Genomic DNA, 13,640 nt, shown 5'->3' on the forward strand with positions numbered 1-13,640 from the left:
GCCTCAGCGGGCGGCGTTGAGTCCGTTGTCGCCGAGGAAGTCGGCGGCGACGGCCGCGGAGGATTCCTTGTCGACCTCGACGCGCTTGACCAACGTCTTGAGGATGTCCGTGGTCAGCTGAGCGCTGACCGCATCGAGCGTCTGCGTCACCTGCGGCGTCGCACTGGCCTCGGTGATCAGCGGGACGACCGCCTCGGACTGGATCAGGCCGCGCGGGTCGGTCAACGACACGAAACCGTTGGTTGTGATCGCGGATGCGGTGCTGAACAGGTTCGCGCAGTCGACCTTGCCGTCCCGGAGTGCCGCGACTGTCAACGGGCCCGACACGTCCAGCGGCTGGAACTTGGCGAACACGACGCCGTACACGTCCTTGAGGCCCTTGAAGCCGAAGCCCTCCCGCTGCGGCAACTCGGGCGGCCCGCCGAAGACCAGCTCGCCACTGACCGGGGCCAGGTCCTCCAGGCTGGTCAGGCCATGCTTCTCGGCGACAGCACGGGTGCAAGTGACCGTCTCCTGGTCCTGTGCCTTCGATGGCTTCAGCAACCGCAAACCCTTCGGCAGCGTCGCGTCGAGCTTGGAGACCTGTTCGCTGGTACCGGTGGCGCTCGCCTCGCCCTTGGACAGGTAGTTGAGCAAGGCGCCGGTGTACTCCGGCACGACGTTGATCTCGCTCCTCTCCATCGCCGGGAACAGCACCTCGCGGGACCCGATGTTCAGCTTGGTGCTCACCTCGAAGCCGGCTGCGCTCAGCGCACCGGCGTAGATCTCGGCGAGCAGCTCGTTCTCGGGGAAGTTGGCCGACCCGACGGTCAACCGGGGCCGCTGACCTGCCTCGCCGCTCGAGGAGTCGTCCGGTCCGATGACGCCGACCACTGCGTCGAGGACAAGCAGCACACCGACCAGAGCCACCACGAGCAGGACCAGCAACTTCTTCTTCATGGTTTCTCCTTGAGGCTGACGGAGCCGAGCAGGTATCCCGGCATCCGGCGACGCGGGCCGGCGGTGGGATCGAGGCGCCGTTGCAGGACGGCGAGGAGTCCGTCGAGCCCGAGTGCCAGGCCGGTGATGAGAAGCGCCCCGCCGGTGATCTGTGCGAAGTCGCGGTTGGCGTAGCCGTCGATGATGTAGCGGCCGAGCCCGCCGAGTCCGACGAAGGCAGCGACGGTCGCGGTCGCGACGACCTGAGCGGTCGCTGAACGCAGCCCGGTGAGGATCAGCGGTACGGCGAGTGGCAGCTCGACCCGGCGGAGGACCTGGGGACCGGTCATGCCCATGCCGACCGCCGCCTCCCGCGAGCCAGGGTCCACCGAGCGCAGCGCTGCATCGGTGTTCAACAGGATCGGCGGCAGTGCCACGAGCACCAGTGCCACGAGAACGGGCCAGACCGACAGCGGTTCGAGCTGGAACACCAGGACCACCACGCCCAACGTGGGGACGGCCCGCCAGTACGTGGCGACCGTGGTGGTGGGAAGACTGCCGCGACCGAGATGCCCGGTCAGCAGCCCCAGCGGTACGGCGATCGCGGCGGCGATCAGCACCGAGACGGCGGAGTAGATCACGTGCTCCAGCAGGCGGACCGGGATGCCGTTCGGTCCCGACCACATCGCGGGATCGGTGAGCCAGTCCAGGCAGGCTTCCATGTCACGACCGTGCCTTCAGCCATGGTGTGAACGTCCGCCCGGCCAGGACCAGAGACAGGTCCGCGATCACGGCGAGTACGACGGTCCCGGCCAATCCCGTCCAGATCTCCACCGGGTTGGCGACCTGGAAACCGTGGATGAGCAGCTGGCCAAGGCCGCCGCTCCCGACGAGGGCGCCCAGGCTGACCAGCGAGATCGTGGAGGCGGCCGCGGCCCGCAGCCCGGCGATCAGGGTCGGCACCGCCAGCGGCAGCTCGACGGCAAACAGCCGAGTCGCCGGCCGGTATCCCACCGCGGCGGCGGCATCGACGATGTCCCGCGGGACGGCGCGCAGTCCCTCGACCAGGTTGGCGACCAGGATGACCAGTGCGTAGAGGGCCAGGGCGATCACGACCGGGGCGGCGCCGAGACCGACCACGGTGACGAGGACCGCGAACAGCGCAAGCCCAGGGATCGTGTACAGGGCGCCGATGACGACTCGGAGCCAGGGATAGACACTCGGCCACCGATAGGCGGCGACCCCCAACGGGAGGGCCACGACAACACTCAGCGCCAGCGCGGCGACGGTGATCTGGACATGCACCCGCATCTGCTCGAGCACGATGTCGAGGTTGTCGGCCAGCCACGACCAGTTCATCCCGCGACCGCCGTCTCGAGCAGGTGCGTGCTGAGGACCGGCCATGGCACCACACCCAAGAACGCGCCGCGACGGTCGAGGCGAACGGCGGCGCGGGCCGGGGAGGTGAGGGCCGAGTCGAGCAGGTCTCGCAACGACCCCGACGGTCCGACGCCCTGCACCGGCACGGGCAGGTGCGCGCCGGCGGTCACTGCCCGCCAGACCTTGGGCTGTCCGTCGGGGGTGAGCTCGAGCTGCCAACCCATCAGGCCCTCCGCTGGAACCGAAGCTGCAGGGACCTGGCCCGCCGAGCGCAGGGACAGCAGTTGCTGCCCGCGGCTGCTGCCGAGGAACGTGGCGACGAAGGCGTCGGACGGATTGGCCAGCAGGGTCTGCGGTGTCCCGGCCTGGACGAGTTGGCCGCCGGGTCGAAAGATCGCGATCTGGTCGCCCAGGAGCACTGCCTCGTCGACGTCGTGCGTGACGAGGATGACGGTCTTGCGAAGCTCGCGCTGCAACTGGCGAAACCCTTGCTGCAGGCCGCCGCGCCGTACCGGGTCGACCGCGCCGAAGGGCTCGTCCATGAGCAGCACGGGAGGATCGGCCGCCAAGGCCCTGGCCACGCCGACCCGTTGCTGCTGCCCGCCGGACAGTTGGCGCGGGTAGCGGTCGGCGACCTCGGCGCCCAGTCCGACGAGGTCCAGAAGCTCGCGGGCCCGGTCCTGCTGCCGTTTCTTCTCCCAGCCCAGGAGGCCGGGGACCGTCACGACGTTTTCGAGCACAGTGCGGTGCGGGAAGAGTCCTGCCTGCTGGATGACATAGCCGATGCCGCGGCGTAGCTCGTGCACCGGCAGGCCGGCCACGTTTCGGCCGTCCAGCGTGATCGTTCCGGCACTCGGTTCGACCAGCCGGTTGACCATCCGGAGCGTCGTGGTCTTGCCGCAGCCGGACGGCCCCAGCAACACGGTGATCTGCCCGTGCGGAACGCGCAGACTCAGCGCATCGACAGCGACGGTGCCATCGGCGAACCGCTTGGACACCTTGTCGAAGGTGATCATCGCAACCTCCCGCTCGCCCGGTACGGCGCTCGGCTGCCGGTGGGAACGGTGGCCTGGCTGATCGCCCAGGCGGCGTTGATCAGGCCGATGTGGCTGAACGCCTGGGGGAAGTTGCCGAGGAGCTCCCCGGTCCGGGCGTCGACCTCCTCGGCGAGCAGCCCGACGTCGTTCAGGTAGGCGACAGCTCGACGGAACACGGTCAGCGCCCGCTCGACCTGCCCGGACAGCGCCAGGGCCTGCGCCAGCCAGAACGTGCACAGCAAGAACGTGCCTTCGTCGCCGGCGAGGCCGTCCGTCGCCCGGTACCGGTACACCAAGCCGCGTGAATCGGTGAGGTCGCGCTCGACCGCGTCGATGGTGGCCAGCATGCGGGGGTCGTCGGCGGGCAGGAACCCGACGATCGCGAGCATCAGCGCCGACGCGTCCAGATCGGTGGAGTCGAGCGCGCCGGCGAAGGCGCCCAGCTCGTCGCTCCATCCGTCGCGCAGGACGAGCCGACGGATCGCCGCTCGGCTTCGGGCCCAGTCCTCGACGCGGTGTCCCGCCTCGAGCAGGTCCGCCAGCGCGATGGCCCGGTCCAGCGCGACCCAGCACATCACCTTGGAGTACAGGAAGTGCTGCCTCGGACCGCGCATCTCCCAGATCCCGTGGTCGCGCTCCGGCCACCGACGGGCGGCCGTGTCGGCGCACGCGACCAGAAACCCGGCGATGCCGGGGGTCAGCACGAGGCGGTCTCGCAGCCGGTGGGCGGCGGCGAGCAGTTCGCCGTAGATGTCGAGCTGACTCTGGTTCCAGGCCCCGTTGCCGACCCGTACCGGCCGGCTGCCGCACCATCCGTGCAGATGGGCCAGTTCCCGCTCGACCAGCTCGCGTTCACCGCCGACCCCGAACATCACCTGAAGATCGAGGAACTCACCGGCCGAGTGGGCCGCTGCTCCGGAGATGAACGTGAAGAAGTCGAGCGCCTCGTCGGGGCAGGCCGCCACCCAGAGCGCATCCAGCGTCAGGCTGGCGTCGCGCACCCAGCAGTAGCGGTAGTCCCAGTTGCGACGGCCGCCGATCTCCTCGGGCAGCGACGTCGTCGGGGCCGCGACGATCGCACCACTTGGCTGGTACGACAGCCCTTGGAGAACGCGGCCGCTGTGGTGAACCAGGTCGGCCCACGGGCCGTCGTACGTCTGGTGTAGCTCGGACCACGACCGCCACGCGGCGACCGTCCGACGCATGCCGTCGGCCAGCTCGGCCTGCGACCAGACGCGCGCCTCGGGATCATGCGCGAAGCGGTGTTGTACGCCGAACAGCATCGACTCGCCGGCGAACAGTCGCGTCCGGCCGCGCGCCACATCGGCGACTACCTCGAGAGGCAGCGGACAGGACAGGAACACCTCCTCGTCGCCGCGGCGAGCCGACACGCCGCCTGCAACCATCCTCAGCGTTGCCGGAGCCAGGGCGTAGCCAGGTCGAGGCCGGTACTCGAGCTCGATGTCCACCGACCCGGCCGTGCAGCTCACCCGGCGCACGAGCAGGTGCGGTACGTCGGTGCCGAGCCGATGACCGCCGTTGTCCTGGCCCAGGCACAGCAGGTCGGTCAACGTCACCGTCCCGGCCGCGGTGACGACCGTCGTCTCCAGGACCAGACTGGTGGCCAGATAGCGCCGGGACACGCTGAAGGCCGCGGTGGGTTTGATCGACCAGTGCCCAGCGTCCGCATCTAGCAGGCGTCCGAACACCGACGGGCTGTCGTACCGCGGCAGGCACAGCCACTCGACCGAGCCGGCACTGTCCACGACAGCGGCGGTGTGTCGGTCGGACAGCATCGCATGGTGCGCGATCGGCGTACTCGACATGGCACAAGACGATGCCGCGCTGCGGCTGCGGCTCGCGCCCAGGGGACACCCCGGTCCTTCCCCGGTAGGAAGAGGTCAGGATGCTTCCTCGGCCAGGGTGCGGACGATGCCGGCCGGTTGCGCGTCGAGACGTAGCGCGGTGGTGACCAGGGCGGCGTGACTGAATGCCTGCGGGGTGTTCCCGAGATGGTGACCGGCGACGGGGTCGTACTCCTCGCTCAGCAGGCCGACGTCGTTGCGCAGGCCGAGGAGCCGCTCGAAGAGCTCGATCGCGTCGTCGGTGCGGTCCAGCTCGTAGAGTGCATCCGCCAACCAGAACGAGGTGGCCACGAACGCGCCTTCGGACCCGTGCAGGCCGTCCAGGTTCGGCTCACTCGCTGGTGGTGTAGCGAAGTACCAGTCCGTTGTGGGTGAGGTCGCGCTGGATCGTCTCGACGGTCGCCACGACGCGAGGATCGGACCAGGGCAGGAAGCCCTAACGGGAGATCAGGAGTACTGAGGCGTCCAGGCGCGCGGAGCCGTAGGACTGTGCGAACGCCCGCAGCTGCGAGGAGAAGCCGCGGTCGAGGATCTCCGCGCGCAGATGCGCCCTGAGCCTGCGGTGCCGGTCGAGCTCGTACGCCGACGCCGTCGCATCACCCGACTCGGCGAAGGCGATGGCCCGATCGAGCCCTACCCACGCCATCAGCTTCGAGTGCAGGAAGTGCCGGCGTGGTCCGCGGATCTCCCACAGGCCGTGGTCGGGTTGGTGCCAGGTGCTGAGCAGACGATCCAGCATCCTGGCTACCAGCCGACGCTCCTCCGGCAGGACCGGTACGCCGGCATCGTGCGTTGCCAGCAGTACGTCGAGAGCCTCACCCCACACGTCGTTCTGTTGCTGGACTGCGGCGGCGTTGCCGATCCGGACCGGCGCCGAACCGGCGTGGCCGGGGAGCCAGTCCAGCGTCTGCTCGGGCAGGGAGGTCGTTGCGGCGGCCAGGATCCCGCCGGTCGGGGCGTACGTGAGCGCCTTCAGGAAGACCAGGGACTGGGTCACCTCGCCGGCCCACCGCCCCGTGTAGGTGCTGCGGCCGGACCAGTCCGTCCAGAACGCGTCTGTGGACGCCAGTTGCCCCGTCGGATCCGGGAGTGGCGCGTCCCCGCCGGTCGTGTGCGTGAGAGTGAAGGACACCCGTGGCCTCAGGGTGGTGGCCATCGCCACCTCTCCCATGAGGCCCTCGACCAGCCGGATCACCTGGGACGCCGGTGAGGTGGGGTCCATGAAGTCCGTGACTCGGACCGCGCCGGCCTCGGTGATCCAGTCGGTCTCCAGGATCAACGTTCCGGATCGGTAGGAACGGCGGGCGCAGTGTCGGCCTGCCACGGGCGCCAACGCCCAGTGGCCGTGCTCGGCTGTGCCCAGCAGCGCGGCATGGATGGCCGGCGAGTCGAAGCGAGGCAGTGCCAGCCAGTCGATGGATCCGTCGACGCCGATCAGGGCGGCGGTGCGCAGGTCGCCGATCAATGCATAGTCCTCGATGTGAGCTGTCATTGTCGGTGCCTCTCGCTCGGCCGGCCTTCGGTGGACGTGCCGTGGTTCTCCACGGTCGTCCCGGACGGCGTCCGGCCGCGCCGGTGACACTCCCGGGTGGAGCGACGGGCGCTGTCCGCACGTTCAGCACTTTCGGCGACCTCCGCCGAATGCCGAGCGAGTACGAGATCGTCACCCAGGGACAGAACTCGACGCTCCGGCAGAACCGAGCCTCCACCCGGTCGGCCTGCATTCGGCTGCGCAACCCGTCACGCCGTACTCCGCAGACCTGCTGACTGACCGAGAGCGGCCGGGATCAACTCCGTGCGATCGGATCCACCTTCTGATCCGGTCCGGCCGGATGCGGACCCGGCAGCTCGACGACCCGGGTGTCCCACGGGCGTTCCCATCCCGCGAGGGCGAGGAGCCGGTCGACGATCTCGGCGGTCAGTCCCCAAATCAGCCTGTCCCTGACCTGGAACGCCGGCAGGACGATCCCGCTCGGCCTGTGCAGCATCAGCCGGCCGGCCGGATCAGCCAGCTCTTCGACACTGATCCGCTCGACCGCGTCGACCTCGCCTGGGTCGACCGGTGTCACCGCGCGCGGCCGGAGCCACCAGGCAAGCACGGGAACGACCCGGAACCGGGTGGGTGGGATGAAGAGCTCGGGCAGCGTAGCGACGACTTCGACGTCGGCGGGCTGCACGCCGACTTCCTCCGCCGCTTCGCGGAGCGCGGCCGCCACCGGCCCTGCATCCGGGGCATCGATGACCCCGCCGGGAAAGGCGGTTTGCCCCGAATGAAGCCGCAGGCGCTCGCTTCGGCGGATGAACAGCAGGTCCGGTCCATCCGGTCCTTCGGCGAACAACACGAGTACGGCGGACCGCCTTCCGCCACTCGCCGGCGGCATCAGCGCCGGTGACGGACGCATCGTCGCGGCTGCGTCGGCCAGGTCGCGCAGCCACGACGGGACAGGCCTGGCTTCCACGGTTACGCGGACTGCCCTTGCCGCTCGCCAACGCGGGTCATGACTTCACCTTTGCATCGCGTCGGCAGGCCGTCGAGTCGCCGTCGGCCGGCAGTTCCCGCGGGATTGCCAGTACGCAAGGGACCTGACAGCACCGCGATACTGTGGTTCGATCCCGACAGGCCGCTCGGAAGGCGCCGCTGAATGGTTACGGGCTCAGGCGGTTCCCGCCGACACAGAGGCCCCGCGACGTTGCGGGGCCGGACCAGTGAGTTGCGCGTCCTCGCAGAGCTGGTCGAGGCCGTCCGGGCCGGCGACAGCCGGGTGCTCGTAGTCCGTGGTGAGCCGGGCGTCGGCAAGACCGCCCTGCTCGAGTCCCTGGCCACGCAAGCGCCGGGCTGCCAGGTGGCGCGCGCGGCCGGCGTGCAATCCGAGATGGAGCTGGCCTTCGCCGGCCTGCATCAGCTGTGCGCGCCCATGCTCAGCCGACTGGTTCGGCTGCCCACGCCGCAGCGAGTCGCGTTGCAGACCGCGTTCGGGATCAGCACGGGCCCACCTCCGGACCGGTTCCTGGTGGGCCTGGCCGTCCTGAGCTTGCTGTCGGAAGCGGCCGGGGACCAACCGCTGGTGTGTCTGGTCGATGACCACCAGTGGCTGGACAGCGCCTCGGCGCAGGCGTTGGAGTTCGTGGCCCGCCGGCTCGCGGCCGATCCGGTCGGCCTGGTGTTCGCGACCCGTGACTCCGGCGACGAACTGGCGGCGTTCCCCAGCCTGGCCGTCGAGGGGCTGCCGGTTAGTGACGCGCGGGCCTTGCTGGACTCGGTCCTGGCCGGGCCGCTCGACGCGCGGGTCCGGGACGGCATCCTCGCCGAGACCCGGGGGAACCCGCTGGCTTTGCTCGAACTGCCCCGGGGACTGACTCCCGCGGAGCTGGCGGGCGGCTTCGGCCTGCTGGGCGCACGGCGGCTGTCGGGCCGGATCGAGGAGAGCTTCCGCCGCCAGATCGAGGCGCTGCCGGAGCAGACCCAGCGCCTGCTGCGCTTGGCGGCGACCGATTCGTCCGGCGACCCTCTGCTCCTGTGGCGTGCCGCCGAGCAACTCGGGATTCCGATCCATGCGGGGGTGCCGGCGGTCGAGGCGGAGTTGATCGACTTCGGCGCCCAGGTTCGGTTCTGGCATCCGCTGGTGCGATCAGCGGCGTACCGATCCGCCTCGAGCCAGGAGCGGCAAGAGGCGCACCGCACGCTGGCCGCGGTGACGGATCCGCAGGTCGATCCGGACCGTCGCGCCTGGCACCTGGCGCAGGCGGCGACCAGCCCGGACGCGGCGGTGGCCGACGAACTGGAGCGCTCGGCGGACCGGGCACAGGCCCGCGGTGGCCTGGCCGCGGCGGCCGCTTTCCTGGAGCGCGCGGCGATGCTCACGCCCGACGCGGTCCGCCGCACAGAGCGGTTGCTTGCCGCCGCGCGGGCCAAGTCGGACGCCGGGGCCCTGGATGCTGCCCTGGGGTTGCTGCTCGCGGTCGAGGCCGGCACGATCGACGGGCGTCACGCAGCCGAGGTGGAACTGCTGCGCGGTCAGATCGCCTTGGACCAGCGGCGTGGCGGCGACGCCCATCGGCTGCTCCTGAGCGCGGCCAGGCGCATCCAGACGGTGAGCGTCGACCGGGCCCGCGCGGCGTACCTGGACGCTCTCGTGGCAGCGATCTGGGCCAGTGACCTCAGCAGCCCGAAGGTGCGGGAAGCGGCGGAGGCTGCCCGCAGCGCGCCACCTGGGCCTGCGCCGCCGCGAGTGCTGGACGTCTTGCTCGACGCCGTCGCGCTGCGTGTGACCGACGGCTACGCGGCCAGCGCTCCGGCTCTGACGCAGGCGCTGGACATGGCCCTGACGCTCGACGCCGGCCGTGGCGAGTTCGAGCGCTGGCTCCGGCTGGCCGGTGGCCGGATCAGCCAGATCATCGCGATGGAGGTCTGGGACCACGAGTCCTGGCACGCCTTGGCTGCGGCCCAGGTCCAGTTCTCCCGGAGCACCGGCGCGCTCATGCACTTGGCGTTTGCCCTCAACTACCTGGCCCGGTCCCACATCGTCGCCGGCAATCTGCTCACGGCCGAGCGTCTGATCGGAGAGGATCGCCTGCTCGCCGAGGCGACCGGGAACCCGCCGATCGCCGACACCGCGATGATGCTCGCGGCGTGGCGGGGTCAGGAGCAGGAGGCATCCGCCCTGATCGAGGCGACCGCGCGCGAGGCGACGGCGAAGGGTGCGGATCGGCTGGTCAGCCTCGCGGGCTACGCGAGTGCGGTGCTGCACAACGGCTACGGGCGGAGCGCCGAGGCGTATGCAGCCGCCCGCGAGGCGTTCGACCGCGAGCCGATGGGCTACGGATGTCACATCGTGCCCGAACTTGCCGAGGCCGCGGCCAGGACCGGCAACCCGCAGGTGCTCGAAGCCGCTCTGGCGTGGCTGTCCGAACGCACCCGCGTCACGCCGACCGACTGGGTGCACGGCGTCGAAGCCCGGGTCCGCGCGTTCCTGAGCGACGGCGACGCGGCAGAACAGTGCCACCGCGAGTCGATCGAGCTCTTGAGCCGGACGCGTGTCAGGACCCAGTTGGCCCGCGCGCATCTGCTGTACGGCGAGTGGTTGCGCCGGGAGAACCGGCGAGGCGATGCACGCGAGCAGCTGCGAATCGCACACGAGATGCTGCAGTCGATGGGCGCCGACGCCTTCGCGGAGCGAGCCCGGGTCGAGTTGCTCGCGACCGGTCAGACCGTTCGCAAACGAGTCGACGAGACGAATCTTGCACTGACCGCCCAGGAGTTCCAGGTGGCGCGGCTGGCCAGCGACGGCCTGTCCAACCCGGAGATCGGCGCTCGGCTGTTCATCAGCTCGCGGACGGTCCAGTACCACCTGCGCAAGGTGTTCACCAAGCTCGACATCAGCTCCCGGACCCAGCTCCACCGAGCCCTTCCGAGCGATCCCGACCCGGTCCTGCCGCGCTAGCCGGCAGACCGGCCGGTCGACACTGGCCAGTCAGACTGTGCAGCTGGCGGACTCGATCGAGGCCCCCGCTTCCTGACGATGGCAGCGACGGAGCCACTCAGGCTCTCTGCGTCGAGGTGGGGAGTGAGCTCAGGTGCTGACCATTCCTTCGGGTGGACATTCCGGACACCGGCCACGCGGCCGGCACCGGGAGTGCGAGACGCTGGACAGGCTGGTCGCCGACGTGTGGACGGGCGCGGGCCAGATGCTCGTGGTGCGCGGCGAGCAGGGAGTGGGGAAGAGCACGCTTCTCGCCTACCTCGCGGAGCGGGCGTCCGGCTGCCTGGTCCTGCGGGCAGCAGGGCTCGAGTCGGAGCGGGAGCTCGAATTCGCCGGGTTGCACCAACTGTGTGCGCCGATCCTCGGCGGCCTGGCAGAGCTCCCCGACCCGCAGCGGGACGCGCTCGTCACGGTGTTCGGTTTGTGCGCCGGTGAGGTTCCCGATCGTCTGGTGGTCGGCATGGCCGTGATCGGCCTGCTGTCCGCTGCGGCCGCGGAACGCCCGCTGGTCTGCGTTCTGGACGATGCGCAGTGGCTCGATGCCGCGTCGGCGCAGGTCCTGGGCTTCGTGGGTCGTCGGCTGGTGGGGGAGTCGGTCGTGCTCGCCATCGCCGTAGGCGAGTGCAGCGAGGGGCCGGGCGACGACAGGCCACACCTGGCAGGAATTCCCGAGCTCGTCGTCGGCGGGCTGGCCGCCAGAGACGTGCACCACCTGCTGGACTCGACCGCCGTCGGTCCGCTGGACGAGCGCGTGCGGGAACGGATCGTCGACGAAGCTCGTGGGAACCCGCTCGCCTTGCAGCAGGCGATCGATGGGCAGGAACCTGACCACTTGGCCGGCGGTTACGGGCTGCCGCGGATCACCCTGCCTGATCGGATGGTGGACAGCTTCCGGCGACAGTACTTACTGCTGCCTGCCGCGACGCGGCAGCTGTTGCTGCTGGCCGCGGCCGATCCGACCGGAGATGCGGTCCTGCTGTGGCGGACGGCCGGCGAGCTCGGGATCACCGCCGCGGCGGTGTCGTTGACCGTGACGACGAGGCTCGTCGCCTTCGACGGGTACGTACGGTTCTGCCATCCGCTCGCCCGGTCGGTAGTCTACGAGGCGGCATCGTCGCAGGAACGCCAGGCCGCTCACCGAGCTCTCGCGGCTGCCACCGATCCGGGCACCGACGCTGACCGCCGCGCGTGGCATCGCGCGTACGCCGTCTCTGACCTTGACGAGGAGGCTGCCGCCGATCTGGAACGGACCGCCGACCATGCGATGGAGCGAGGAGGCTTGCCGGCCGTGGCCGCCTTCCGAGCGCGTGCCGCCGAGCTGACCGCCGATCGCGCCGGCCGTGCACGACGTGCGCTGGCGGCGGCGGAGGCGAAGTACCAGGCCGGCGCGCTGCGAGCGGCGCGCCGCCTGCTCGCCGTGGCGCGGGCAGGACCACTCGACGACCTGGCCAGGACTCAGATGCTGTTCCTGGACGCACAACTGACGGCCCACAGCGAGCCCGGACCGGACACGTCCGCAGAGCTTCTCGAAGCCGCCCAGCTCCTGGAGTCCGTTGAGCCCGATCAGGCGCGCGAAGCGTACTGCGAGGCATTCGACAACGCTCTGACCTTCGGCGGAACCGGGGGCGGTGTACTGGAAATCGCGGAGGCTGTGCAGGCAGCGCCGCAACCGACAGACGGACCTGGTCTGCTGCTGGAAGGTCTCGCCGTACTCACGAGCAAAGGACTCGTGGAGGGCGCGCCCGTGGTCAAGCGAGCACTCCGCGTCGTTCAGGATCAGGAGGCCGGTGCCGATGAAGGGATCCGTTGGTTGCTGCTCGCCTGCCGCGCGGCCCAGGAGGTCTGGGACGACAGGAGCTGGCATGCGCTGACAACGCGGCTGATTCAGCTCGCGCGCTCGGTGGGTGCACTGACAGTGCTGCGGCCGGCGCTCTTGTCGGGCTCGATGATCCAGCTGCTTGCCGCAGGATGTGACGCGGCCATGTCGATGACGCTGCAGGCCGAGGCGGTCGGGATCGCAACCGGTTGCCCGCTGGGACCGTACGGCCGGTTGCCGCTTGCTGCCTGGCGGGGCCACGACCTCGAGACCTCCAGGCTGATCGCCGAGACGACGATCGGGGTGCCGGCGGGCGGCGACGGGCATTGGCGCACAGCGCCGTACTGGGCCGAGGCAGTCCTCAACAACGGACTGGGACGGTACGACGACGCCCTGTCCGCAGCCACCCGTGGATGCGAGCGACAAGAGGAGCTAGGCCTCGCCACGTGGTCCTTGGTCGAACTCGTCGAGGCGGCTGCCCGGACCGGCGAAATGCAGCAGGCTACCGATGCTCTCAAGCGACTGCAGGCAAGGACCGAGGCCTGCTCCACCGACTGGGCACTCGGGATCGAAGCACGGTCACGCGCCCTGGTGAGCGAGGGGCAAGCAGCAGAAACTCTGTACCTGAAGGCGATCGACAGTCTGGGCCGCACTCTGGTCAGAGCGGACCTGGGCCGCGCCCATCTCCTGTACGGCGAATGGCTTCGGCGGCAGAGTCGACGCATCGACGCCCGGGTCCACCTACGAGCGGCCCATGAGCTGTTCGTCGAGCTCGGGATCGACGGCTTCGCCGGACGGGCACGCCGTGAGTTGGAGGCGACGGGCCTCACGGTGCGCAAGCGGGCGTCTGTGGCGGACGACCTGCTGACCGCGCAGGAGGCGCAGATCGCCGGGATGGCGCGGGCAGGACGGACGAACGCGGAGATCAGCGTCGAGCTGTTCATCAGTCCACGCACTGTGGAGTGGCACATGCACAAGGTGTTCACCAAGCTCGGCATCACCTCTCGCAAACAACTGGGCGAGGCGTTGGCGCCGGCCGTCGTACGCGCGGCACACCTGGCGCCGGCCCGACCAGGGGCCGGACCGGGGGGTGACCCGGGCGCGACCGATGCCTCCCGGCGCTGAGACTTCTGGCTACCGACAA

At 70.2% G+C, this 13,640-nt stretch carries 11 protein-coding genes; 3 read left to right on the forward strand and 8 right to left on the reverse strand.

The annotated features are described in order from the left end of the window. Positions 1-3: 3 nt before the first annotated feature. From ACIBGM_RS02880 to ACIBGM_RS02910, 7 genes are all read right to left on the reverse strand, one after another. Positions 4-939, reverse strand: coding sequence for an ABC transporter substrate-binding protein (locus tag ACIBGM_RS02880; protein WP_360526801.1), 936 nt, complete (start codon positions 937-939; stop codon positions 4-6). Continuing rightward, a complete protein-coding gene (locus ACIBGM_RS02885) occupies positions 936-1,640 on the reverse strand; it encodes an ABC transporter permease (RefSeq protein ID WP_360526804.1) in 705 nt (234 codons plus the stop codon). Before ACIBGM_RS02885 ends, ACIBGM_RS02880 begins: the two co-directional genes overlap by 4 nt. A 1-nt stretch (position 1,641) precedes the next feature. Further along, positions 1,642-2,277: an ABC transporter permease gene (locus ACIBGM_RS02890; protein ID WP_360526807.1), complete on the reverse strand. Its 636-nt coding sequence runs from the start codon at positions 2,275-2,277 to the stop codon at positions 1,642-1,644. After that, complete coding sequence (locus ACIBGM_RS02895; protein WP_396384270.1) at positions 2,274-3,314, reverse strand: ABC transporter ATP-binding protein; 1,041 nt, start codon at positions 3,312-3,314, stop codon at positions 2,274-2,276. The genes ACIBGM_RS02890 and ACIBGM_RS02895 overlap by 4 nt, the downstream gene beginning before the upstream one ends. Beyond that, positions 3,311-5,161, reverse strand: a complete 1,851-nt coding sequence (locus tag ACIBGM_RS02900) for a glycoside hydrolase family 15 protein (protein ID WP_396384271.1) — start codon at positions 5,159-5,161, stop codon at positions 3,311-3,313. The genes ACIBGM_RS02895 and ACIBGM_RS02900 overlap by 4 nt, the downstream gene beginning before the upstream one ends. 75 nt (positions 5,162-5,236) lie before the next feature. Further along, positions 5,237-5,617 carry a glycoside hydrolase family 15 protein gene (locus tag ACIBGM_RS02905; RefSeq protein WP_396384486.1) on the reverse strand — a complete coding sequence of 127 codons (381 nt, stop codon included), beginning with the start codon at positions 5,615-5,617 and terminating at the stop codon, positions 5,237-5,239. A gap of 19 nt (positions 5,618-5,636) precedes the next feature. Then, on the reverse strand, positions 5,637-6,692 hold the full coding sequence (locus ACIBGM_RS02910; protein WP_396384273.1) for a glycoside hydrolase family 15 protein: 1,056 nt from the start codon (positions 6,690-6,692) through the stop codon (positions 5,637-5,639). Positions 6,693-6,733: 41 nt separating this feature from the next. Between ACIBGM_RS02910 and ACIBGM_RS02915 the strand changes: the two genes are divergently transcribed. Then, positions 6,734-6,967, forward strand: a complete 234-nt coding sequence (locus ACIBGM_RS02915) for a hypothetical protein (protein WP_396384274.1) — start codon at positions 6,734-6,736, stop codon at positions 6,965-6,967. A 20-nt stretch (positions 6,968-6,987) separates the two neighbouring features. On the opposite strand, the gene ACIBGM_RS02920 is transcribed toward ACIBGM_RS02915, so the two are convergent. After that, positions 6,988-7,659: an NUDIX hydrolase gene (locus tag ACIBGM_RS02920; RefSeq protein ID WP_396384275.1), complete on the reverse strand. Its 672-nt coding sequence runs from the start codon at positions 7,657-7,659 to the stop codon at positions 6,988-6,990. 183 nt (positions 7,660-7,842) lie between these two features. On the opposite strand from ACIBGM_RS02920, the gene ACIBGM_RS02925 reads away from it, so the two are divergent. After that, positions 7,843-10,641 (forward strand): AAA family ATPase, encoded by a 2,799-nt coding sequence (locus tag ACIBGM_RS02925; protein WP_396384276.1) that lies wholly within the window; start codon positions 7,843-7,845, stop codon positions 10,639-10,641. A 133-nt stretch (positions 10,642-10,774) separates the two neighbouring features. Next, positions 10,775-13,621, forward strand: a complete 2,847-nt coding sequence (locus ACIBGM_RS02930) for an AAA family ATPase (RefSeq protein ID WP_396384277.1) — start codon at positions 10,775-10,777, stop codon at positions 13,619-13,621. The last annotated feature ends 19 nt before the right edge of the window (positions 13,622-13,640 follow it).

The sequence above is a fragment of the Kribbella sp. NPDC050470 genome (genome assembly GCF_044458365.1).
Taxonomy (GTDB): Bacteria; Actinomycetota; Actinomycetes; order Propionibacteriales; family Kribbellaceae; genus Kribbella.